The sequence below is a fragment of the Desulfovirgula thermocuniculi DSM 16036 genome, assembly GCF_000429345.1.
GTDB lineage: Bacteria > Bacillota > Desulfotomaculia > Desulfotomaculales > Desulfovirgulaceae > Desulfovirgula > Desulfovirgula thermocuniculi.
On the sequence record NZ_AUBR01000005.1, the window covers coordinates 62,264 to 85,958 of the forward strand.

The 23,695-nt window shown below is 61.2% G+C and carries 22 protein-coding genes; 21 read left to right on the top strand and 1 reads right to left on the bottom strand.

What is annotated here, in order from left to right; translation table 11 throughout:
• Positions 1-14: 14 nt before the first annotated feature.
• From G454_RS0102020 to G454_RS17295, 12 genes are all read left to right on the top strand, one after another.
• Positions 15-1,043, top strand: coding sequence for a TRAP transporter substrate-binding protein (locus tag G454_RS0102020; protein ID WP_027717252.1), 1,029 nt, complete (start codon positions 15-17; stop codon positions 1,041-1,043).
• Positions 1,044-1,171: 128 nt separating this feature from the next.
• The gene (locus G454_RS17290) at positions 1,172-1,717 is read left to right on the top strand and encodes a TRAP transporter small permease (RefSeq protein WP_051275766.1); all 546 of its coding nucleotides are present in this window, start codon (positions 1,172-1,174) and stop codon (positions 1,715-1,717) included.
• Complete coding sequence (locus tag G454_RS0102030) at positions 1,695-2,978, top strand: TRAP transporter large permease (protein WP_027717253.1); 1,284 nt, start codon at positions 1,695-1,697, stop codon at positions 2,976-2,978. Before G454_RS17290 ends, G454_RS0102030 begins: the two co-directional genes overlap by 23 nt.
• Positions 2,979-3,002: 24 nt before the next feature.
• Positions 3,003-4,622 carry a sigma-54 interaction domain-containing protein gene (locus tag G454_RS0102035; RefSeq protein ID WP_027717254.1) on the top strand — a complete coding sequence of 540 codons (1,620 nt, stop codon included), beginning with the start codon at positions 3,003-3,005 and terminating at the stop codon, positions 4,620-4,622.
• A 190-nt stretch (positions 4,623-4,812) separates the two neighbouring features.
• Positions 4,813-5,688: an HpcH/HpaI aldolase/citrate lyase family protein gene (locus G454_RS0102040; RefSeq protein WP_027717255.1), complete on the top strand. Its 876-nt coding sequence runs from the start codon at positions 4,813-4,815 to the stop codon at positions 5,686-5,688.
• Between the two features lie 23 nt (positions 5,689-5,711).
• A complete protein-coding gene (locus G454_RS0102045; RefSeq protein ID WP_027717256.1) occupies positions 5,712-6,938 on the top strand; it encodes an ATP-grasp domain-containing protein in 1,227 nt (408 codons plus the stop codon).
• A complete protein-coding gene (locus G454_RS0102050; RefSeq protein WP_027717257.1) occupies positions 6,938-7,834 on the top strand; it encodes a succinate--CoA ligase subunit alpha in 897 nt (298 codons plus the stop codon). The genes G454_RS0102045 and G454_RS0102050 overlap by 1 nt, the downstream gene beginning before the upstream one ends.
• 28 nt (positions 7,835-7,862) lie before the next feature.
• Positions 7,863-9,191 carry an MmgE/PrpD family protein gene (locus G454_RS0102055; RefSeq protein WP_211229904.1) on the top strand — a complete coding sequence of 443 codons (1,329 nt, stop codon included), beginning with the start codon at positions 7,863-7,865 and terminating at the stop codon, positions 9,189-9,191.
• A gap of 19 nt (positions 9,192-9,210) precedes the next feature.
• Positions 9,211-10,419, top strand: coding sequence for a Coenzyme F420 hydrogenase/dehydrogenase, beta subunit C-terminal domain (locus tag G454_RS0102060; protein ID WP_027717259.1), 1,209 nt, complete (start codon positions 9,211-9,213; stop codon positions 10,417-10,419).
• Positions 10,420-10,444: 25 nt separating this feature from the next.
• Positions 10,445-12,130 (top strand): FAD-binding protein, encoded by a 1,686-nt coding sequence (locus G454_RS0102065; RefSeq protein ID WP_245574282.1) that lies wholly within the window; start codon positions 10,445-10,447, stop codon positions 12,128-12,130.
• A gap of 1 nt (position 12,131) precedes the next feature.
• Positions 12,132-12,785 (top strand): succinate dehydrogenase/fumarate reductase iron-sulfur subunit, encoded by a 654-nt coding sequence (locus tag G454_RS0102070; RefSeq protein WP_027717261.1) that lies wholly within the window; start codon positions 12,132-12,134, stop codon positions 12,783-12,785.
• On the top strand, positions 12,782-13,423 hold the full coding sequence (locus tag G454_RS17295; RefSeq protein ID WP_035106481.1) for a DUF1847 domain-containing protein: 642 nt from the start codon (positions 12,782-12,784) through the stop codon (positions 13,421-13,423). The genes G454_RS0102070 and G454_RS17295 overlap by 4 nt, the downstream gene beginning before the upstream one ends.
• Here the strand turns inward: G454_RS17295 and lexA are convergent.
• Entirely contained in the window at positions 13,420-14,025 is a 606-nt protein-coding gene (gene lexA / locus G454_RS0102080) for a transcriptional repressor LexA (RefSeq protein ID WP_027717262.1), read from the bottom strand. The genes G454_RS17295 and lexA overlap by 4 nt on opposite strands.
• Positions 14,026-14,215: 190 nt before the next feature.
• Here lexA and G454_RS0102085 point away from each other — a divergent pair, with 190 nt between their 5' ends.
• The 9 genes from G454_RS0102085 (at position 14,216) to G454_RS0102125 (ending at position 23,690) form a co-directional block, all read left to right on the top strand.
• Positions 14,216-15,931, top strand: a complete 1,716-nt coding sequence (locus G454_RS0102085) for a sigma 54-interacting transcriptional regulator (protein WP_027717263.1) — start codon at positions 14,216-14,218, stop codon at positions 15,929-15,931.
• 182 nt (positions 15,932-16,113) lie between these two features.
• Entirely contained in the window at positions 16,114-16,956 is an 843-nt protein-coding gene (locus G454_RS0102090) for a fumarate hydratase (RefSeq protein WP_027717264.1), read from the top strand.
• Between the two features lie 20 nt (positions 16,957-16,976).
• Positions 16,977-17,531, top strand: a complete 555-nt coding sequence (locus tag G454_RS0102095) for a Fe-S-containing hydro-lyase (protein WP_027717265.1) — start codon at positions 16,977-16,979, stop codon at positions 17,529-17,531.
• A gap of 52 nt (positions 17,532-17,583) precedes the next feature.
• On the top strand, positions 17,584-18,696 hold the full coding sequence (gene sucC, locus G454_RS0102100) for an ADP-forming succinate--CoA ligase subunit beta (protein ID WP_027717266.1): 1,113 nt from the start codon (positions 17,584-17,586) through the stop codon (positions 18,694-18,696).
• A gap of 17 nt (positions 18,697-18,713) precedes the next feature.
• Positions 18,714-19,586 (top strand): succinate--CoA ligase subunit alpha, encoded by an 873-nt coding sequence (sucD, locus tag G454_RS0102105; protein WP_027717267.1) that lies wholly within the window; start codon positions 18,714-18,716, stop codon positions 19,584-19,586.
• A 21-nt stretch (positions 19,587-19,607) separates the two neighbouring features.
• Positions 19,608-21,278: an acyl-CoA mutase large subunit family protein gene (locus G454_RS0102110; RefSeq protein ID WP_027717268.1), complete on the top strand. Its 1,671-nt coding sequence runs from the start codon at positions 19,608-19,610 to the stop codon at positions 21,276-21,278.
• 18 nt (positions 21,279-21,296) lie between these two features.
• The gene (locus G454_RS0102115; protein WP_027717269.1) at positions 21,297-21,725 is read left to right on the top strand and encodes a cobalamin B12-binding domain-containing protein; all 429 of its coding nucleotides are present in this window, start codon (positions 21,297-21,299) and stop codon (positions 21,723-21,725) included.
• The gene (mce, locus tag G454_RS0102120; protein ID WP_027717270.1) at positions 21,718-22,128 is read left to right on the top strand and encodes a methylmalonyl-CoA epimerase; all 411 of its coding nucleotides are present in this window, start codon (positions 21,718-21,720) and stop codon (positions 22,126-22,128) included. The genes G454_RS0102115 and mce overlap by 8 nt, the downstream gene beginning before the upstream one ends.
• 26 nt (positions 22,129-22,154) lie before the next feature.
• Positions 22,155-23,690, top strand: a complete 1,536-nt coding sequence (locus tag G454_RS0102125) for an acyl-CoA carboxylase subunit beta (RefSeq protein ID WP_027717271.1) — start codon at positions 22,155-22,157, stop codon at positions 23,688-23,690.
• The last annotated feature ends 5 nt before the right edge of the window (positions 23,691-23,695 follow it).

The window sequence follows — 23,695 nt, forward strand, 5'->3', positions numbered from 1 at the left end:
GAGGTCTTTGCAGCGTGAAGAGAGCAGGGCAAGTTCTCCTGGCCTTCCTCATGGCCCTGGGCCTGGTCATGCTGGCCGCCGGCTGCGGCGGGCAAAAAGGAGGCACCGCCCAGCAGGGAGGGGAAAAGAAGCCCATCGTCGTCAAGTTTTCCCACGTGGTTTCCGAGAACACGCCCAAGCACCAGGCGGCGCTGAAGTTTAAAGAACTCCTGGAAAGCAAGTCCAACGGCCAGTTCAAGGTAGAGGTGTACCCGTCCTCTCAGCTGTACGGCGATAAGGAAGAGCTGGAGGCGCTGCGGGCCAACAACGTGCAGCTCATCGCCCCTTCGGCCACGAAGCTTGTCGGCCTTAACCCCGCCTTCCAGTTGGTGGATATGCCCTTCCTCTTCAAGGACGACCAGCAGGCTTACCGCTTTTACGACGGGGAGTACGGCCAAAAGCTCTTGAAGTCCCTGGAGCCTCAGGGTATGCTGGGCCTGGCCTGGTGGCCCAACGGTTCCAAGCACTTCACCAACAGCAAGCGGCCCTTGAGGCGCCCGGAAGACTTCCAGGGTCTGAAGTTCCGCACCCAGAGCGGCGGCGTCCTGGACGACCAGTTTAAGGCCCTAGGCGCCGGCTCGCAGACCATTGCCTTTGGTGAGGTATACGTGGCCCTGCAAAACAAGACCGTGGACGGTCAGGAAAACACCTTCAACAACATTGACACCCAGAAGTACGACGAAGTACAGAAGTACATGACCGTGTCCGGCCACGGGCGCATTGACTACGTGGTGCTCACCAACACCACCTTCTGGAACAGCCTCACCGAGGACCAAAAGAAGCTCTTCCTGGAGTGCATGAAGGAGGCCACCAAGTACGAGCGCCAGCTGACCGACGAGCTGAACGCCAAGAGCTTTGAGAACTTGAAGAAGCGCGGCAAAATGGAAATTTACACCCTGACCGAAGAAGACCGCCAGGCCTTCATCAAGGCCATGCAGCCGGTGTACGATAAGTACGCCGATAAGATCGGCCGGGAGTACATTGAAGCGGCCCGGAAGGCCTAATACTGCCGAAACCCGTCTTTTTTAAAACAGGGGCGGGCACAAGGCCGGAGCCAGGCCCAGCCCGTCCCCCTTTTATGCCCTTTTGCCGCCGGAATTTCTGTTTAATTCGACAAGAGGTGAAGCAAAAGATGGGAGTCTTAAAGAAGTTTTACGAGGCGTTTGAGGACTACTTTACCGGGGGCCTCCTGTTTACCGGCCTTACCCTGGTGTTCATCAACGTTTTGCTCCGCTACGTCTGGGGGCGCCCGCAGTCCCTGCTGGACGAGTTTTCCGTGTACTTCGTCATCTGGGGAGCCCTCTGCGGCATTGCCGTGGCTTTAAGGAACGAGCACCACATCAAGGTGGACATGCTCTTCATGCTCCTGCCGCTTGGCCTGCGGCGCTGGGTGAGCGTGCTGGCCCATTTGATTGGTATAGGCTTTGCCCTCTTTTACACTTACTTCGGCTTTAAGTTGGTGCACACCTACCTGGTGTACGGCCAGCGCTCTTCGGACAGCCGCTTCCCCCTGTGGATTGTGGCCCTAGTCTTGCCCTTAAGCGGCGTCATGTTTATCATCCGCTACGTGGAAAAGCTTTTGTTCCATTTCAGAAACGGCGGGCGGGACTGGATGGAAGCCCAGATGCGCAAAGGGAAAGAAGAGGTGAAGGTAGATGGGGACGGCTTTGCTGTTTAGCATCTTTGCGGCGCTCTTCCTGCTAAACGTACCCGTGGCCGTCAGCCTGGCCGTGGCGGCCCTGGTCATCCTGGCCACCACCACCGACTTTACCCTCTACATGGTCGTGCAGCGCATGTTTGCCTCGCTTCTCTCCCCGCCGCTCATGGCCATCCCTGCCTTTGTCTTTGCCGGGGTGGTCATGTCCCACGGGGGCATTGCCAAATACCTCATAGCCGCTCTGCGGGCCTGGTTCGGGCACCTGCCCGGGGGGCTCTCCGTGGTGACCATCATGTCCTGCGCCATTTTTGCCGCCATTTCCGGCTCCAGCCCGGCCACGGCGGCGGCCATCGGGGCCATCATGCTGCCGGCCATGATGGAAGCCGGGTACGACAAGCGCTACGCCATGGGCCTGGTGGCCGCCTCCGGTACCCTGGGCATCCTCATCCCGCCCAGCGTGACCATGGTCATTTACGGCATCGTCACCGAGGAGTCCATCGGCAAGCTGTTCATGGGCGGCCTTTTGCCCGGCCTGTTCCTGGCCGGCGTGCTCATTATTTTTGCCATTATCTATGCCCGGGTAAAGGGCTACGGGCGGGGTGAGCGGGCCTCCTGGGAGGAGCGCTGGAAGGCCACCCTCAAGGCCATCCCCGGGGCCTTTCTACCCGTCTTCATACTCGGGACCATCTACCTGGGGATCGTCACCCCCACCGAGGCGGCGGTGCTCTCCGTGTTCTACGCCCTCTTTGTCTCGGCCTTCGTCTACCGCGAGCTGAAGTGGGAGAGCTTCCGCAAGATCTTCAGGGAAGCCATTAACATTACCTCCATGATTTACCTCATCATTGCCGCGGCCATGGTCTTTTCCCTCTACCTGACCGCCGAGCAGGTGCCCAACCAGGTGGCTGAGTGGATTGCCGAGCACAACCTCAACAAGTATACCTTCTTCCTGGCCACCAACCTCATGTTCTTCATCATGGGCACCTTCCTAGAAGCTGTTTCCATTACCCTGATCACCCTGCCCATCCTGCTGCCCATGATCAAGGCGCTGAACATCGACCTCATCCACTACGCGGTGGTCATGACGGTAAACATGGAGCTGGCCATGATCACCCCGCCGGTGGGGCTGAACCTCTTTGTGGTCTCCGCCATGGCCAAGGAGCGCCTGGAGGAAGTGGTGAAGGGCGTCTGGCCTTTCATCCTGGTTTTAATCTCCGTCCTGGTACTGCTTATCTTCTGGCCGCAAATCTCCCTGTACATCCCCAGGGTGCTCATGGAGCGCTAGCAGTATTGCCGGGGGGAGAAAAAGGTGGGCGATTTCTTTGAGGCACTGTGCGCACTGCTGGTCCCGCTGGCCCGGTTGGCCGGCGGCTACGCCATGGCCCTCGACCTGGAAAGTAACCGCCAAAAGACCGTGGACGAGGAGGGCAGGGAAATGGATGGTCCGCCGGGCGGCTGGGAGGGGCTGGAGGAGGCAATTAAAGCCGCCAGGCCCCTCCTGGTTTCCTCCGGGGCCGAAGACGGTGTGCAGTATTTTTACCTGCCCACCGGGGGGTGCCTTCTGGCGGTAAATAACCGCCTGCGCGCCCGGAGGGAAGGCAACTTAAAGGAGGTCTTCCGGGAAGCCCTGCCCTTAATTGCCAGGGTGGCCGGCGGGGAGGCGGTGCTCTTTGACCGCCGGGGCCTGCGCTTTTGCAGCGTGGGTCCCGACGGGCGGGAAACGCCCAAGGGGATGGGGGAGTACACCCACCTCGGCAGGCGGGCCATGGAGCTGGGCCGCCCGGTCATCGGGCCCTCGCTGCTGGAAGAAGGGGCGCTGGCCGTGCGCATCCCCGTGACCGGGGAGTTCGGCCTGGGGTTTAACAACGTGCTGGCGGTGAGGCAGAAAAAGGCGCTGGCCGCCTCGCGGCAGGGATACCATGCCCGGTACACGTTTGCGGATATTGTCGGCAACAGCCCGGCCATCCGCCAGTGCATCCAGCAGGCCCGCCAGGTGGCGGCCACCGATTCCACGGTGCTGCTCTGCGGGGAGACGGGCACCGGCAAGGAGCTCTTTGCCCAGGCCATCCACCACGCCAGCCGGCGCAGCCGAGGGCCGTTTGTGGCCCTGAACTGCGGGGCCATTCCCGCCACGCTGGTGGAGAGCCAGCTGTTTGGCTATGAGGCGGGGGCCTTCACCGGAGCCAGCAGGAGCGGCCAGCCGGGGGTTTTCGAGCAGGCGCACGGGGGGACGCTCTTTTTAGATGAGATCAGTGAAATGGAGCTGGAAATGCAGTCGCGCCTCCTGCGGGTCCTGCAGGAGCGGGAGGTGGTGCGCATCGGAGGTAAAAAGGCCATTGCCGTGGACGTGCGCATCATTGCCTCCACCAATAAGGACCTGTGGCAGCTGGTGGCCAGCGGCAGGTTCCGCCAGGACCTGTACTACCGCCTGAACGTGGTGGACCTGCGCATCCCGCCCCTCAGGGAAAGGATTGAGGACATACCTCTCCTGATCCACCACTTCATGGAGCGCTTCCGCCGCCATTTTGCCACCTTTGTGCGCGACATTTCCGGCGAGGCCCTGGAGTGCCTCATGCGCTACCCCTGGCCAGGCAACGTGCGGGAGCTGCAAAACTGCATAGAGAGGGTCATGAACCTGTGCACCCGCGAGGTAATCCAGCCGGAGGACCTGCCGGCGGTGGTGAGGGATTACCACATGCCGGCGGCTGCGGCAAGGGCAGTACCGGAAGCTCCTCCCTTTTACGCTCCGGGCTTAAAGGGGGCAACCCGGGCCATGGAGAGGGCGGCCATCATGCGGGCGCTGCAGGAGAGCGGCTACAGCCGGCGGCGTGCGGCGGAGAAGCTGGGCATCAGCGTAACCACGCTATGGCGTAAAATGAAAAAGCTGGGAATATATGCCACGGAGGAGATGGAGAGGAACCTCCATTGAAATGCCGGAAAAATCAGCGGGGCCAGGGTTATCCTGGCCTTTTCATTTATGCAATAATTGCAACTTTTCATGTCTTTGCAGGAATGCAATGAGCAGGAAGGGGAACTACCGGCTGTGGGGAGATGGCGCGTTTGGCACGGGTATTGCGTGAATTTTGCCTAAAAGCCAAATTGCAGGAGGTGAGGGGCAGATGGCAAGGCCGCTGCGCAGCTTTCTCTTTGCCCCGGCCAGCGACCAGAGGAAGGCGGAAAAGGCCCTTTCCCTGGATGCCGACGCGGTGATCCTCGATCTGGAAGATGCCGTGGCCGTGACGGAAAAGGTGCGGGCCCGCAGCCTGGTGGTCGACCTGGTGCAAAGGGGGCCGCGGGAGAAAATTTACGTGCGCGTAAACGGCGTGAACACGCCCTGGGTGGTCGGGGACCTCATGGCGGTGGTGGGGGCCAGGCCGGCAGGAGTTGTCTTGCCCAAGGCCGAGTTGGCCGAGGAAATCAGGCACGTGCACTGGTTGATTGGCCAGCTGGAAAAGGAATACGGGTTTACGCCGGGTGAGTTAGAAATCATCCCGCTGGTGGAAACCGCCAGGGGGGTGCTAAACGCCCGCGAGATAGCCACGAGCTGCCCGCGGATTAAGCGCCTGGCTTTCGGGGCCATCGACTACACCCTGGACCTGGGGGTATCCCTTACCAAAGCGGGTGCGGAGATCATGTACGCCCGTTCTCACTTGGTGGCGGCCAGCCGCGCTGCCGGCCTCGAGGGACCCGTTGATACGGTCTACCCGCACCTGGGCGACCCCGAGGGGCTGGCGGAGGAATGCCGGCTGGCGCGCGGGCTGGGCTTTGCGGGAAAACTGGTTATCCATCCGGCACAGATTCAGCCAGTAAACGAAATTTTCTCCCCCACGGCGCAGGAGATAGCCTTTGCAGCCAAAGTGGTGCGGGCCTTCGAGGAGGCCGAGGCCAAGGGTATCGCCGCCGTACAGGTGGAGGGCAGGTTTATTGATTATCCCGTGGCGGCCTGGGCAAGGCGCGTGCTGGATGTCGCCCGGGTTCTAGGCCTTGCGGAATAAGGGTTACAAGGGGAGTGATTGGTATGGGGAGGTTGCTTGAGCATCACGGTAAGCAGCTTTTAAGGGAGGAGGGCATAGCCGTCCCGGCCTTTGAGGTGGCCGCCAGCGCGGCGGAAGCCGGGGAGGCGGCCCGGAGGCTGGGCAAGCCGGTAGTTTTAAAGGCGCTGGTGCCCGTGGGCAAGAGGGGAAAGGCGGGGGCCGTGAAGTTTGCCCTGACTCCGGAAGAGGCCGGGGAAAGGGCGGCGGAGCTCCTGGGCATGACCGTGCGGGAGTTTCCCGTGGAAAAGGTGCTGGTGGAGGAGAAGCTGGAAATCGCCCGGGAATGGTACGTCTCCGTTACCTACGATAAGAGCAAGAAGGTGCCGGTGGTTATTGCCAGCACGCGGGGCGGCGTGGAGGTGGAAGAGCTGAGCCGCTCCTACCCGGAGGAAATTATTTTCTGCCCCGTTGACCCCCTGGAAGGGCTGCCCGCTTACCGTACGCGGGAAATTTGGGCCGACCTGGGTGTAAGAGGCAAGCTCCTGCTAGCGGCCAGCCAGTTCCTGCAAAGGCTTTACGCGGCCTTTGACCGCTACGATGCCTACCTTTTGGAAGTCAACCCCCTAGTGGTCACCCCGCAGGAAGAGCTGGTGGCGGCGGCGGTGGTCATGGGCGTGGACGACAGCGCCGTCTACCGGCAGCCCCGCCTTGCCGGCGTGGTCCAGCTGGGCAGCGAGCGGGCATGGCGACCTCTTACCGAACTAGAAAAGAAAATGGTGGAGGTCAACGAATCCGATCCTTACCGGGGGACGGCGCGCTACACCGAGATGCCCGACGGCGATATCGGCTTCATGTGCGGGGGCGGGGGAGGCAGCCTCCTCTGCTTTGACACGCTGCTGGCCCTCGGGGGCCGCCCGGCGAACTATTCTGAGGTGGGCGGGAACCCCACTGAGGAAAAGGTTTACGGCCTGACCAAGGGAATTCTCTCTAAGCCGGGCGTCAAGGGGCTGTTTGTCTGCCACAACATCACCAACAACACCCAGGTGGACGTGCTGGCCAGGGGAATAGTGAGGGCGCTCCGTGAGCTGGGGATTAACCCGGCAACCTTTCCGGTGGTGGTGCGGGAGGCCGGCGTCAACGATGCCCAGGCCCGGGAGATCTTTACCGCCGCCGGGGTGGAGTATTACGGCGACGAGATTACCATGACCGAAGCATGCCGGCGCATGGTGGCCCGCATGCGGGAAGTTTACGGGGAGAGGGGGCAAAGCTAGTGGGCATTCTCATTGACCGGCACTCGCGCATTGTCATCCAGGGCATTACGGGGCGGGAGGCGAGCATGGTTACACGGCACACCCTGGCCTACGGCACGCGCATCGTTGCCGGCGTGACGCCGGGTAAAGGCGGGCAGGAAGTGCACGGCGTGCCGGTGTACGATACCCTCAGGGAGGCGTGCCGCGAGCACTCACCGGACACCTCCGTGATTTACGTGCCTCCGGCTGCCGTCTACGATGCGGTGGCCGAGGCGGTGGCCAACGGCATCAAGCTCATCCTCATCCCCACGGAAAACGTGCCGCAGAAAGATGCGGTGAAGCTCCTGGCCCTGGCCCGCCGCGCAGGGGTAAGGGTCATAGGGCCCAATTCCGTGGGCGTGATTAACCCCGCGGAGCGGGTCAAGCTGGGGGCCATTGGGGGCGACAACGTGGAGCGCTGCTTTGTTCCAGGCCCGGTGGGAGTCATTTCCCGGAGCGGGGGTATGACCGCCGAAGTTTCCTGGATGGTGAAAAGGGCCGGTTACGGGGTGAGCACCAGCGTGAGCATAGGCGGCGACGCCCTGATCGGCACCACCATTGCCGAGCTGCTGGCCCTTTTTGAAGAGGACCCACAAACGCGGGCGGTGGTGGTCTTTTCGGAACCGGGCACTTCCCAGGAAGAGGAAGCAGCCGACCTCATCCTGCGGGGAGGGTTTACCAAACCCCTCATAGCCTATATTGCCGGCCGCTTTACGGAGCACATGCCTGAAGGCACGGTCTTCGGCCATGCGGCAGCGCTCATTTCGGGCAACTACGGGCGCCCCTCCCTTAAGGCCGCCCGCCTGAGGGAGGCTGGGGCGCACGTGCTGGATGACTTTGACCACCTCATACCCACCCTCCGGAAGATCCTGGGATAAAGGGGCTGTGAAAATGTATACCCGGAGTTTGGCCGGATTCACCTGCGGGCTCAGTTTCCGCTCCCTGCCCCGGGAAGCCGTGCACATGGCCAAGCTGGCCCTGCTTGACTGGGTGGCTTCGGCTGTGGCCGGCGGTCGGGAGGCTCCCGCCCGCATGGCTTTAAAGGTCATCAGGGGCCAGGGGGGTTACCCCCAGGCCACCCTTTTAAGCGAGGGCGAAAAGACCTCCTGCTTAAACGCGGCCCTGTTTAACGGCCTGGCCTCCCATATACTGGAGCTCGATGACGTGCACCGGGGGGCCATCATCCATGCCGGGGCAGCCGTCTTGCCGGCAGCGCTGGCCGTGGCGGAGATGACCCGCTCCAGCGGGCGGCAGCTCCTGGAAGCCATAGTGGCCGGTTACGAGGTGGCCATACGCACCGGCGAGGCCGTCACGCCCTCTCACTATTATTACTGGCACACTACGGGCACCTGCGGCACCTTCGGGGCGGCAGCTGCTGCCGGCAAGCTCCTGGGCTTAAACGAGGAGCAGATGGTCTGGGCCCTGGGCAATGCCGGCACCCAGGCCGCCGGCCTCTGGGAGTTCCTTGCCGACGGGGCCATGTCCAAGCACCTGCACCCGGGGAGAGCGGCGCAGAGCGGTGTGCTGGCCGCCCTGCTGGCCCGCGAGGGGTTTACCGGAGCTACGCGCATCCTGGAAGGGGAAAGGGGCTTTTGCCGGGCCACAGCCCCCAGCTTCGACCTCTCAAAGCTCACTGCCGGGTTGGGAGAGCGGCCCTACAAGGTCGAAGAGAATTCCTTCAAGATCCATGCTTCCTGCCGGCACACCCACCCGGCGGTGGACGTGGTGCTGGATTTGGCGAGGCGGCATGACCTGCGCCCCGACCGCGTAGGCGGCGTAATCGTGCGCACCTACCGCACCGCCCTGGATATTACTGCCAACCACCAGCCGTCTTCCGTCTATGCCGCCAAGTTCAGCCTGCCCTTCTGTGTGGCCCTGGCCCTGGTAAAAAGGCGCTGTGCCCTGGCGGATTTTACCCCGGAGAACCTCTTCCACCCGGAGGTACGCGAGCTCATGGGCCGCGTGAGCCTGGTGGCCGACGCGGAGCTGGATGCCCTGCACCCGGAGCGCTGGCCGGCGGTGGTGGAAATAAGCACCGTGGACGGCCAGGTTTATACGGGCAGGACCGATTTCCCCCGGGGCGACCCGGAAAACCCCTTAACGGAGGAAGAGTTAAGGGAGAAGTTTTACGGCCTGGTCGCGGGGCCTTGGGGGGAAAAGAAGGCGGAAGCCCTGGGCATGGCCATCTTGAACCTGGAAGAGGTGGAGGACGTAGCGGAACTTTTGAAAGTTTAAATCCCGGGGAGGGGTTCGGGTGGAAGGGTCCTTTACGGAATTAATGGACCGCGTGATCCGGCGCGGCCTCTGCACGGCTTGCGGCACCTGCGCCGGGATCTGCCCGGCAGGGTCCATTGGGTTTGACTATGTAGACGGCGAGCCCCTGCCGCAGCTGGAAGGGGAGTGCCTCGCGTGCGGCTTTTGCCTGGCGGCATGTCCCGGGGAAGAGGTTGACCTACCCGCCCTGGAGGAGGTTGTTTTCGGGTGCCGGAGGCCGCAGGCGGTTCCCGACCTGGGGGTTTACCGCCGTATCCTGGCGGGGTGGGCCAAGGATGAATCCGTAAGGATGCGGGGAGCGGGCGGCGGCCTGGTGACGGCCCTCCTGCTCTACGCCCTGGACGAGGGGCTCGTTGACGCCGCTCTAGTGGCCGGTTTCCGTGCCGACCAGCCGTGGCGTACCCAGGCCTGGCTGGCCACCACCCGGGAGCAAGTAGCGGCAGCCGCCCAGAGCAAGTACGCCTGCGTAACCGTAAATGCCTTGTTAACACAGGCACTGCGGCAGGGCTACCGCAGGCTTGCCGTGGTGGGCCTGCCCTGCCATGTTCACGGCCTGCGCAAAATACAGCAGGCCGGCCAGCCGAGAGATCTTGCCCAAAGCGTCATCCTGATTGTAGGGCTTTTCTGCGCTTCCCAGTTTTACTTTGAGGGTACCCGCCACCTGCTGGTGGAGCATCTAGGCGTACCGTCCCTGGAAAGAGTGAAGAGGTTAAGCTACCGGGACGGTGGTTGGCCGGGGCACCTGGTGGTAGAGCTTGAAGGGGGGCAGAGGCTGGTCCTCGACAGGCACCAGTACATGTACCACCACCTCATGCCTGCCTTCAAGCGGGACCGCTGCGAGATGTGCGTGGACTGGAGCGCGGAGCTGGCCGACATAGCCGCTGGCGACTTCTGGGACCCGCGGGCAAAGGCCGGGGAGTTTCTGGGGGCCTCCACCTGCCTGGTGCGCAGCGCGAGGGGTGAAGAGGTAGTGGAAGGGGCGCTACAAAAAGGGTATGTGGAGCTGGGGCCTGTGGGCGACCCCTTGCGCCTGGCGGCAGGGATAGGCTACGAGCTAAAAAAGCATGCCGCGGCATTCCGTCTCAGGCAGCGGCGCCGCTTTGGCTGGCCGGTGCCGGATTATCACCTGGAGGTAGACTACGAGCCTTTTGCGCGGGAATTTCACCTGGCGCCGGAAAAGGGAAAGTAAGACAGGAGGTGTGTTGAGCGTGCTCATGCACGAAGTGCTGGTGGTGGGAGGGGGCCTGGCCGGCCTGATGGCCGCTTTAAAGGCGGCGGAAAAGGCCGATGTGGCCGTTTTGAGCAAGGTTTACCCTACCCGCTCCCATAGCGGCGCGGCGCAGGGGGGGTTTAATGCGGCCCTGGGTGAAGACGACAGTATTGAGGCCCACATTTTTGACACGGTCAAGGGCGGCGACTACCTGGGTGACCAGGACGCCATTGAAGTGCTGTGCTCCGAGGGGCCCGAGGTAATCATGGAGCTGGAGCGCATGGGCGTTCCCTGGACGCGTACGCCGGAAGGGAAGGTGGCCCAGCGCTCCCTGGGAGGGGCCGGTTTCCCCCGCGCCTGCTTTGCGGCGGATTTCTCCGGCCACGTGGTCCTGCATACCCTGTACGAGCAGGTCCTGCGGCGGAGGGTAAAAATATACCCTGAGTGGTACCTGATAGACCTGCTGGTAGAAGGGGGCCAGGTGGCCGGGGTACTGGCCTATGATTTCCCCCGGGGAAGGCTGGAGGTAATACGTACAAAGGTGGTGGTGCTGGCCACAGGTGGTTGCGGGCGGGCTTTTGCCAAGACCACCAACGCCCACGCCAATACAGGAGACGGCATGGCCATAGCTTACAGGGCGGGGGCCATCCTATCGGACATGGAGTTCGTGCAGTTTCACCCCACCACCCTTTACGGCACGAACATCCTTATCTCCGAGGCTGCCCGGGGTGAGGGAGGCTACCTGAGGAATGCCTACGGGGAGAGGTTCATGGCCCACTACGCGCCCCAGAAGATGGAGCTGGCCCCCCGGGATGTTGTCTCCAGGGCCATCTTTAAGGAGATAAAGGAGGGGCGGGGCGTTGCGGGCCGGTACGTGCACCTGGACCTCACCCACCTGGGAGAAGCCAAGATTGCCGAGCGGTTGCCCCAGGTGAGGGACCTGGCCATGCGCTACGCCGGGGTTGACCCGGCCAGGGAGCCCGTGCCCATTGAGCCGGCCCAGCACTACAGCATGGGCGGGGTGCGCACCGACGTGTGGGGCATGACCAACCTGCCGGGGCTCCTGGCGGCAGGTGAAGTGGCCAACGTCAGCGTGCACGGGGCCAACAGGTTGGGGGGCAATTCTCTCCTCGAAACGGTGGTTTTCGGGCGGCGTGCTGGCTGGAAGGCGGCGGAGCTGGCCCGCCAGGAACCGTGGCCCTCGCTGACCTCCTCTACCTTAAAGCGCGCCCTGGCAACCTGGGACGCCTTGCTGGACGCCGGTGGGGAAGAGGGGCAGGGGAGGAACGGGGATAGCGCCTTTGCCATACGCCGGGAAATGACCACTTTGATGACCGAACAGGTGGGAGTTTTCCGCACGGGGTCCGAATTGGAGGATGCCGTACGGAAGCTTGCGCAGTTGAGGGATCGCTACCAGAGGCTCAAGCCTCCCGGCGGGAGCCGGCCCTTTAATTACGCTCTCATGGACTACCTGGAAGTCGGCTACCTGCTGGATCTTTGCGAGATTATCGCCAAAGGGGCCCTGCGCCGTACCGAAAGCAGGGGCGCCCATTACCGCCTGGATTACCCCCGGCGGGACGATCAAAACTGGCTTTGCCACACCTTTGTGCGCAGGGGAGAAAAGGGTCCGGAATTTAGCAACGGCCCGGTGAAGATCACCCGTTATGCTCCGCAGGAGAGGGGGTACTAGGATGAGGGTTACGCTTAAGGTGTCCCGCTTTGACCCGGCAAAGGACCGGCAACCGTATCTGCAGGAGTTCGTGGTGGAGGTGGGAGAAAAGCAGACGGTGCTGGATGCCCTCCTGCACGCCTGGGAGGTGGATCCCACCCTTTCTTTCCGGCGCTCCTGCCGCAGTGCCATTTGCGGGTCATGCGCAGTTTCTATTAACGGCAGGCCTGCCCTGGCCTGCCAGACGCTGGTCGGGTCCGCCGTCGCTGAAGGCGGGGTAATTACCCTCGAGCCGCTGCCCCATTTCCGCCGGTTAAAAGACCTGGTGGTGGACCTGGAGCCTTTCTTTGCCTCGCTGCAGGCGGTCCTTCCCTGGGTGGTGACGCGGGAAGATCACGACGGCCTGATGGACCCGGAGGTGGCCAGGAAGCTGGAAGGCCCGGCCACCTGCATTCTCTGCGGCGTTTGCGATGCCGCCATAGAGGTGGCCGGGGAGGTGAAACCTGCTGCCCTGGTCAAGGGCCTGCGCCTGGCCCTGGACCCCCGGGACGCCCTCGGTGCGGCCCGCCTGCAGTTAATGAAGGTTCCCCCTGAAATTTTAAGGCTTTTTGTCAGGGAGCTGACCCAGAAGTGCCCCAAGGGGATTAAAATAGCCTTTGGGGAGGGAGAATCATGAGCAGGTGCGGTGAGTGCGGGGTCTACGCCTGCTACCGGGGCCGGGAGGAAAACCTGCCCCCGCACTGCCCCATGAGGGTGGAACCGGCAGTGCTGGATGAAGCCAGGGGGGAATATCAGCGGGGGGAAAACCTGGCGCTGGCCGTCAATGCGGCACTTGTGGAGTCGGCGGGATACCAGAAGTGGACCCGCCTGGAGGAAATAATCCAGTTCAGCCGCCGCGCGGGTTTTGAGAAGCTCGGGCTGGCCTTCTGTGTGGGACTGCGCCGGGAGGCGGCGGAGGTGGTAAAAATATTAAAGCAGGCCGGTTTTACCGTGGTATCGGCAATGTGCAAGACCGGCTCCGTACCCAAGGAGTTCCTGGGGCTCGGTGAAGGGCAAAAAGTGCGCCCGGGCCAGTTTGAGGCCATGTGCAACCCCGTGGCCCAGGCTATGCTTTTAAACCGGGCAGGGACGCAATTTAACATCCTGCTGGGCCTGTGCGTGGGCCACGACAGCCTCTTTATTAAATACTCCGCCGCGCCGGTAACCGTGCTGGCGGTAAAGGACCGTGTGCTGGCCCACAACCCGCTGGGAGCCATATATGCGGCCCACTACTACGCCGCAAAGTTCAACCAGCACGCCGGGGGGAGCGGCTAAAACCTGCGCAGGAGGCCGATAACCTTCCCCAGGATGACGGGGTTCTTGACCCTGATGGGTTCCATGTGGGGGTTTTCCGGTTGCAGGCGCACGTGGTCGTTTTCCCGGTAGAACCTCTTCACGGTGGCTTCATCTCCCACCAGAGCCACGACGATGTCGCCGTTTTCCGCCGTGGGCTGGCGCCGCACAATGACCTGATCGCCGTCAAGGATACCTGCCTCAATCATGCTGTCGCCGCGCACCTTGAGCATGAAAAATTCTCCTTCCCCGGTGAAGCTCACCGGCAGGGGGAAGGCATCCTCGTAATTTTCTACGGCCAGCACGGGCTCCCCGGCTGCCACCCGCCCCAGCACAGGTACCAGCTTTACGGGGGCGGGATTTTCTCTTGCCGCCAGCTTTAGGGCACGCGGCTTGGTGGGGTCCCGCTGGAGGAAGCCCTTTTGCTCCAGGCGCTTTAAGTAGCTGTGCACGGTGGAGCTGGAGCTTAAGCCCGTGGCCTGCCCGATTTCCCGCACGGATGGCGGGTAGCCCCGGCTGAGCACGCTCTCTTTAATGATCTCCAGGATTTGCTTTTCCCGGGGGGTTAGCCTTTGCTCTTCCATGGGCTGCCTCCCTTTCCTTTTCTGGCCCGGTCTCTTCATGCATATTATACCACATCGTTTTTTGCGGGAGCACGTTTGTTTGCCTGTTTGGAGGCCGCCAAATGGCCCGCACATTTTTTAAATCTTAGAAGGATTTGTTTTTTCCCCTGTCGAATAAACAGTTCTAGAAAATTCTCCGAGGGGATCCGGCATGCCGAAGATCGGGGTAGCTATAGCAGGGGGCAATGAGTTGGCTCTATCGGTCTACCGCCTGTTGAAGGCCGTAGAAGACGTGGAAATCCTGGGACTGGCCGATCCAGACCCGGAGTCTATTGCCCTGCGGGAAGCGGCTGCGGACGGTACCTTTACCACAACCGACTGCAACGTCCTGCCTTCCCTCCCGGGTTTAAGCGTGCTGGTGGTGGCTACCGGCGAACCGGCCGTCAAGGCCTGCCTGCACCGGGCCAAGCCCCCCGGTGTGGCCGTCATCGAGGCACAGGCCCTGGACTTGGTGCTGGCCTTGTTAAAAGAGAGGGAGAAGCTTTTAGAGGCGCGCCGCATCCAGGGGGAGCTGGAAGCAATACTGAACTCCGTGCAGGAGGCCATCGAAGTGGCCGATTCCCGCGGGGTCATAAAGTACGTCAATCCCGCCTTTACGCGCATTACGGGCATCAGCGAGAGGGAGCGCATCGGGCGCAACATCTTTGAAGCTTCTCCCGACGGAGCGCTGGCCATGGTGCTGCGCACCGGGCGCAGCGTGAGCGGTTACCGCACCACGGTTGGGGGCAGCAACGCCGAGGTCATCTCCAATGCCGCCCCGATCATCGTGGACGGGAAAATGGAGGGAGCGGTAGTTGTCTTCCAGCACTTTACGGACGTCATGAAGCTGATGGAGCAGTTGCGGCAGAGCACGCGCCTCATTGAGAGCCTGTCAGATAAGTTCGGGCAGGTGACCACCAGCAAGTACACCTTTGCCGACATCCTGGGCAACAGTTACGAGCTGCGCCGCTGCGTGCAAATAGCCGAGAGGGCCGCCCAAACTAACTCCACCGTTTTGCTTCTGGGGGAAAGCGGCACGGGCAAGGAGCTTTTTGCCCACGCCATACACAGCGCCAGCTCCCGCCGGGATAAGCCGTTCATCAAGGTTAACTGCGCGGCCATTCCGGAGAACCTGCTGGAGAGCGAGTTTTTCGGCTACGAGAAAGGTGCCTTTACCGGGGCGGTGAGGTCGAAAATAGGAAAGTTCGAGCTGGCCCACGGGGGAACTATTTTCCTGGATGAGATCGGGGACATGAACCTCAACCTGCAGGGCAAGCTCCTGCGCGTGCTCCAGGAGATGGAGTTTGAAAGGGTTGGCGGCAACCAGACCATCAAGGTGGATGTAAGGGTGATTGCGGCCACCAACCGCAACCTGCGGGATCTGATCCGCCAGGGGAAGTTCCGGGAGGACCTCTACTACCGCCTCAATGTGGTGGAGATTACCATACCGCCCCTCAGGGTACGCAAAGAGGACCTGCCTGTATTGGTAAGCAACCTCATTGTCAAGCTGAACCGCAAGCTGGGCAAGAAGGTCAAGGGCATTTCCAAGGAGGCAGAGGAAGTTTTATACAGCTACGACTGGCCCGGCAACGTGCGCGAGCTGGAAAACGTCTTTGAGCGGGTGATGGTCACGGCGGACGAGGAGATCTTGGACCGGAGGCATTTTGCCCCGCACATCAGCCAGGTCAGGGCGGATCTGGGGCATGATTTGGAGCTCATGCCCATCGACCAGATGGAACAAATACTCATCAAAAAGGCGCTGGAAAAGTTCGGTACCAGCGTAGAAGGAAAAAGGCGCGCCGCCCAAGCCTTAAACATTTCCCTGGCTACGCTTTACAACAAGCTGAAAAAGTGCCGCTTTGAAGATTTAGGCAATTACAAATGTTAGACAACATTTTTAAAAAATATAAACCACGTACCGGTTGTCTAAATTTTAGATTTTTAAAAGCCCCGGGTAGCCCGGCGCGTTACGGCTTTTGCCAAAAGGCTTAAAGCCGGTGGTACGGAAATTGCGTGGTTTTAAACCCGGGCGAAAAAGGCAACCTGGCTTTGTTAGGGGGTTAGGAAGCGTTGCGCACCATAGACGTGGCCGAGGTTACGGCGGTGGTTGCCGAGCTGTGCAAGAAGGCCAATTTCGAGCTGGGCGAAGATGTCCTGGCAGCCTTTAAAAAGGCACTGGAAGACGAACTTTCCCTTACCGGCAAGGACATACTGCAGCAGCTCATCGAGAACGCACGCATTGCCAGGGAAGAGGAAGTGCCCATGTGCCAGGATACGGGTTTTGCGGTGGTCTTCCTGGAGGTGGGCCAGGAGGTGCACTTCACCGGCGGCGACCTTTACGCCGCCGTTAACGAAGGCGTGAGGCGGGGGTACACCGAAGGCTACCTGCGCAAGTCCATTGTCGGACACCCCTTCCGGCGACAGAACACCGGTGATAACACGCCGGCGGTCATCCACACCCGCATCGTGCCCGGGGACAGGGTTAAAATAACCGTGGCCCCAAAAGGCGGCGGCAGTGAAAATATGAGTGCCCTGCGCATGCTCAAACCTGCAGAAGGGGAGGAAGGCGTAAAGAGGTTCGTGCTCGAGGTAGTAAAAAATGCCGGGCCCAACCCCTGCCCGCCCCTGGTGGTGGGGGTAGGCATCGGGGGTACCATGGAAAAGGCCGCCCTGCTGGCCAAGGAGGCCCTCCTGCGGCCGCTGGGCGAGCCCCACCCGGACGAGGATGTCGCCCGCCTGGAGAGGGAACTCCTGGAATCCATCAACAGGCTGGGTATCGGACCGCAGGGGCTAGGGGGGCGGGTCACGGCCCTGGCCGTGCACGTGGAGGTCTTTCCGTGTCACATCGCCAGCCTGCCGGTGGCTGTTAACCTGAACTGCCATGCCAGCCGCCACAAAGAAGCCTTGCTCTAAAAGTGCAGGAGGTGCGAGCTTTGCCCCAGCTGAGGATATTTACCCCGCTGACTGACGAGGTAGTAGAGAGCTTGCGGATTGGGCAGCGGGTCTTGCTGAACGGGGTTATTTATACGGGTCGGGACGCGGCCCACAAAAAAATGGTGGAGCTCCTGGATAAGGGGGAGGACCTGCCCATCCCCCTGCAGGGCCAGGTGATTTACTATGTGGGGCCTTCTCCTGCCAAGCCGGGCAGGGTAATTGGCTCTGCTGGGCCCACCACCAGCGGCAGGATGGATGCCTACGCACCGCGTTTGATTGCCCTCGGTTTGAAGGGTATGGTCGGAAAAGGCAAGCGTTCTCCCGAAGTTGTGGAGGCCATGAAGAAATACAAGGCCGTATACTTTGCTGCCGTTGGCGGGGCGGCGGCCCTGCTGGCCCGCAGGGTGAAGTCCTGCCGTGTGGTGGCCTATCCGGAACTCGGGCCGGAGGCCATTCACGAGCTGGTGGTGGAGGATCTCCCCGTGATCGTGGTGAATGATGTAATGGGTAGAGACCTGTACGAGGAGGGGGTTAAAATCTACGCCGGGCAGTGAATGGCATGGTGTTAGGGAGGGTCATAAATCTTGGGGAGGGTAAAAAAGACATATGAAACTGTATGAATACATGGGCAAGGAGCTGTTTGCGCGCTACGGCATACCCGTGCCGCGGGGGAAGGTAGTGTTCAGCCCCGCAGAAGCCCTGGCTGCAGCCCGGGAGATTGGGGGGCCGGTGGTCATCAAGTCCCAGATACTCATGGGTAAGCGGGGCAAGGGGGGAGGCATAAGGTTTGCCGGCACCCCCGAGGAGGCCCGCGAGGCGGCGGCGGAGCTTCTGGGCATGGAACTGCACGGCTACAAGGTGGAAGCCCTCCTGGTGGAGGAAAGGCTATCAATTGACCAGGAGCTTTACGTTTCCCTGACCATTGACGGCTCGGCCAAGGCGCCGGTGCTCATTGCCTCTGCCGAGGGGGGCATGGATATTGAAGAGGTGCCTGAGGAGAGGATTATCAAAGAATACATCGACCTCGACATCGGCCTGCAGCCCTTTGTGGCCAGGGAAGTGGCCCGCAGGCTGGGCCTAAAGGAAGGGCCGGCAAAGGATCTTTACCGCCTGCTGCCGGCCATGTACAGGCTCTTCCGGGAGAAGGACGCCGAGCTGGTGGAGATCAACCCTCTGGTGGTGAGCGGTGAACGGCTGGTGGCCGCCGACGCCAAGATAAACATAGACGACTACGCCCTTTACCGCCAGAAGGACCTGCCCTACGTTGACGACAGGACCCCCCTGGAGAGAAAGGCCAAGGAGATAGGCGTGTCTTTTGTAGAGCTAAGCGGCGACATAGCCATCATGGCCAACGGTGCCGGCATGTCCATGGGCACGCTGGACACCATAGCGTACTACGGGGGCACGCCGGCCAACTTTCTGGACTGCGGCGGCGGTACCGGCTTGGAAGAGACGGCCAAGGCCCTGGAACTGCTGCTGGAGACGAAGCCCAAGGTCATCTTCATCAACATTTTTGGGGGCATCACGCGCTGCGATGACGTGGCCGGCGCCCTGGTGAAGGTCAAGAGGAGCATTGACATACCGGTGCCTGTAGTGGTCCGGCTCGTGGGGACCAACGAGGATATTGGCCGGCGCATTCTGGAAGAAGAGGGAATCAAAGCCTACACCTTTATGGATGAGGCGGCGGCCAAGGCAGTGGAACTGGCCAAGGGAGCCTAGAAAGGGGTTGTTTAGCGGTGGCCATACTGGTAGACGAGAACACCCACGTGATCGTGCAGGGCATTACGGGCAACCAGGGGAGGTTTCACACCAGGCAGATGCTGGCCTACGGTACGAAGATCGTGGGCGGCGTTTCTCCCGGCAAGGGCGGCCAGACGGTGGAAGGGGTGCCCGTTTACGACACGGTGAGGGCAGCCTGCGAGGCAAACCGGGTGGATGCCTCGGTGCTCTTCATTCCCGCCCCTTTTTGCAAGGATGCCGCTTTTGAGGCCATGGAGGCGGGCATCAAGCTGGTGGTCATCATTACCGAGGGCATACCCGTACACGACGAGCTGGAGATACAGAACTACGCGCGCAAGAAGGGAGTTAAAGTCATCGGCCCCAACACCTTTGGCATTGTTTCCTCCGGCAAGTGCAAGATTGGCATACCCCCGAACCAGTTTTTCAAGCCCGGGGAGATAGGCATAGTGGCCCGCAGCGGCACCCTCACCTATGAGATTGCCGGCAACCTGATAGCCCACGGCATGGGGCAGTCCACGGTGGTGGGCCTGGGAGGCGACCGTGTGCCGGGGATGACCTTTACGGATGTGCTACCCCTTTTCGAGGCCGATCCGGAAACCAAAGCGGTGGTGCTGGTGGGGGAGATAGGCGGCGATGCCGAGGAGGCGGCGGCAGAGTACATCAAGACAATGAGCAAGCCCGTGGTAGCGTACATTGCCGGCAAAAGCGCGCCTCCTGGAAAGCGCATGGGGCATGCGGGGGCCATCATCGAGCGCGGCAAAGGTACCTACGAGGGCAAGGTAAAGGCCCTCAAGGAGGCCGGTGCCTACGTGGCCGCGTTGCCTTTTGAGGTACCCCGCCTGCTCAAGCAGGCCTTAGGGCAGGCCTAGAAAATGGGGAGGTGGTGTTGGGTGTTTGAGCGGGAGAAGATGGCCGAGCTGCAGAAACAGTACCGGGCTTACGAAGATGAACTGGCCGCGCAGGTAAAAAAGCGCCCCGAAGTTAAGGAAAAATTTGAGCTGGATTCCGGTATTCCCGTCAAGGCCCTTTATACACCACTTGATCTAGAGGGTTTTGACTACCAGGAAAAACTTGGCTTTCCCGGGCACTACCCCTTTACCAGAGGGGTGCAACTCAATATGTACCGGGGCCGGCTGTGGACCATGCGGCAGTACGCCGGTTACGGTACGGCTGAGGAAACCAACCGCCGCTTCCGTTACCTCCTGGAGCAGGGCCAGACGGGTTTGAGCGTGGCCTTCGACCTCCCCACCCAGATAGGCTACGACTCCGACCATCCCCTGGCGCAGGGAGAGGTGGGGAAGGTCGGGGTGGCCATTGACTCCCTGGAGGACATGGAAACCCTTTTTGAAGGCATCCCCCTGGATAAGGTGAGTACCTCCATGACCATCAACGCCCCGGCGGCCATCCTCTTGGCCATGTACATAGCCGTGGCGGAAAAGCAGGGGGTGCCACCGGAAAAGCTTAACGGTACCATCCAAAACGACATCCTGAAGGAATACGTGGCCAGGGGCACATATATTTTCCCGCCCGCTCCTTCCATGCGCCTGATCACGGACATCTTTGCCTACTGCTCAAAGCACGTTCCCAACTGGAACACCATCAGCATCAGCGGGTACCACATCAGGGAAGCGGGCTCCACCGCGGTGCAGGAAGTTGCCTTTACCCTGGCCAACGGCATTGCCTACGTGCAGGCGGCCATTGACGCCGGCCTTAATGTGGACGATTTTGCCCCGCGCCTTTCCTTCTTCTTTAACGCCCACCTGAACTTCTTTGAAGAAATTGCCAAGTTCCGCGCGGCGCGCCGGCTGTGGGCCAGGATTATGAGGGAACGGTTTGGTGCCAAGAACCCCCGCTCCTGGATGCTACGCTTCCACACGCAAACAGCGGGGTGCAGTCTGACCGCCCAGCAGCCCTTAGTTAACATAATACGTACGGCCTTTGAAGCCCTCGCTGCCGTCCTCGGGGGCACGCAGTCCCTGCATACCAATTCATACGACGAGGCCCTGGCCCTGCCCAGCGAGCAGTCGGTCTTGATTGCCCTGCGCACCCAGCAGGTAATAGGTTATGAGATTGGCGTCACCGATACCGTTGACCCCCTGGGCGGGTCCTACTATGTGGAGAAGCTTACCGATGAAATTGAGGAAAAGGCCCTGGCCTACATTAAGAAAATCGACGAGCTGGGAGGGGCCCCTGAGGCCATTGAGTTTATGCAGAAAGAAATCCAGGAGAGCGCTTACCGTTACCAGATGGAAGTGGAGAGCGGTAAAAAAGTGGTCATTGGCGTAAACAGGTACCAAATTAAAGAGGAGAGGCCCAAGGGGCTGTTAAAGGTGGACCCGGCGGTCAGGGAGCGTCAGGTGGCCAAGCTGCGTGACCTCAAGGCGCGGCGTGACAACTCCAAGGTAGAGCGGGTGCTGGGCGAGCTGCGCAAGGCAGCGGCCACCCGTGAAAACCTCATGCCCTATTTCCTGGAGGCCGTCAAGGCCTACGCCACCCTGGGTGAGATCTGCAACGTCCTGCGGGATGTTTTTGGCGAGTACCGCCAGCAAGTTGTGTTATAGGGCAGGAGGGGAGTGCCAGTGAGCGAGCGTCCCATCCGGGTGCTGATAGCCAAGCCGGGGTTGGACGGACACGACCGGGGGGCCAAGGTGGTGGCCCAGGCCCTGCGCGACGCGGGCATGGAGGTGATCTACACCGGGCTGCGCCAGACCCCCGAGCAGATAGTGGAAGCGGCCATTCAGGAAGACGTGCAGGTGGTGGGTTTGAGCTGCCTCTCGGGGGCGCACATGTACCTGTTTCCCGCCGTGGTGGAAGGTTTAAGGGCCAGGGGGGCGGGGGACATTATTGTCCTGGGAGGGGGTATAATACCCGACGAGGACATCCCGCTGCTGAAAGAGGCAGGGGTGGTGGAGATCTTCGGGCCCGGGACCCCGACGGCGGAAATCATCCGCTTCATCCGCGAAGAGGTGCAAAAGAGGGCCGGAAAGGGGGAGTCCCACCATGGTTAAGCTGAAAAAAATAGACCACATAGGGGTGGCGGTGAGGGACCTAAAAGGAGCCCTGGAGTTTTACGAGTCCGTATTGGGGCTCAAAGCGGCAGGTATAGAAGAGGTGGAGACGCAAAAGGTGAGGGTGGCTTTTCTTCCCGTGGGTGAGAGTAAGGTGGAGCTTCTGGAGCCGACCGCACCGGACAGCCCGGTGGGGCGTTTTATCGAAAAAAACGGCGAGGGCGTACAGCACATAGCTTTCCGGGTGGAAAACCTGGACGAGGTGCTGGAAGAGTTGAAGGGCAAAGGGGTCAGGTTAATTGATGAGAAGCCCCGGCAGGGGGCCGGTGGGGCGAGAATAGCCTTCCTGCACCCGAAGTCGTCCTTCGGCGTGTTGATAGAGCTTTGCGAACGCAAAGATTGAACTTCTGGGGAGAGGGGGGAGAGGCCTTGAGCATGCGGGAAAAGCTCGAACAATTAAAGCAGTGGCGGGAGAAAATCCACGCCGGTGGCGGGCCGGAAAGAATAAAAAAGCAGCATGAGGCCGGTAAGAGAACGGCCCGCGAGCGCATCGAAATGTTTTTTGACCCGGGTACCTTCGTGGAAATAAATACCTTTGCCGGGGATCCGGACATGGCCGGTTTAAAGAACCCCGGTGAAGGCGTGGTTACCGGGTACGGGAAGGTGGACGGGCGCAAGGTTTACATCTTTGCCCAGGACTTTACGGTGGCCGGGGGTTCCCTGGGGCGGGTGCACGCGGCCAAGATCTGCCACGTGCTGGACCTGGCCATGAAGACCGGGGCGCCGGTGGTGGGCCTGAACGATTCCGGAGGAGCGCGCATCCAGGAGGGTGTGGATGCCTTAAATGGCTACGGTGAAATATTCTTCCGCAACACCATTGCTTCAGGCGTTATACCCCAGATATCGGTGATTATGGGGCCCTGTGCCGGGGGTGCCGTTTATTCCCCGGCGCTGACCGATTTTATCTTCATGGTGGAAGGTACCAGCCAGATGTTTATTACCGGTCCCCAGGTCATTAAGGCCGTGACGGGGGAAGAGGTAACCATGGAGGCCCTGGGCGGGGCGGCTACCCACAACAAGATAAGCGGCGTGGCCCATTTTATGGCCCCCGACGAGGAAACCTGCCTGCAGATGGTCCGCCAGCTCCTGAGCTACCTTCCTTCCAACAACCTGGAAGATCCGCCCGTCTACGCCCCCCAGGATCCTCCCGGCAACCCGGAAGACCTCCTCGATATCATTCCCGATAACCCCAACCAGTCCTATGACGTGCGCAGGGTTATCGAGCTAATTGTTGACGGCGGGGAGCTCTTTGAGGTCCAGCCTCTTTATGCCCGCAATGCGGTAGTGGGCTTTGCGCGCCTGAACGGTCACACCGTGGGCATAGTGGCCAACCAGCCGGACCACCTTGCCGGATGCCTGGACATCAACGCTTCGGATAAGATCAGCCGCTTTGTGCGCTTCTGCGACTGTTTTAACATCCCGCTGGTCACCTTCATGGACGTGCCCGGATTCCTGCCGGGAACGGCCCAGGAATACGGCGGCATCATCAGGCACGGGGCAAAGATGCTTTACGCCTACTCGGAAGCCACGGTGCCCAAGGTCACCGTGATACTGCGCAAGGCGTACGGCGGGGCCTACCTGGCCATGTGCGCCAGCGCTTTAAGGGCCGATGCGGTATTTGCCTGGCCGACGGCGGAGATAGCCGTCATGGGGCCGGAGGGAGCGGTAAACATCATCTACCGCAAGGAAATCGCCGAAGCGGAAAATCCGGCGGAAATGCGGGCCAGGCTCACCGCCGAGTACAGGGAAAAATTTGCCAACCCGTATGTGGCCAGCGCCAGGGGCTTTATCGAGGACGTCATTGATCCCCGGGACACCCGCGCGCGGCTCATCACCACGCTGGAGGCTCTGGCCGGCAAGCGCGAAACCCGGCCCCGGAAAAAGCACGGCAACATGCCGGTTTAGGAGGG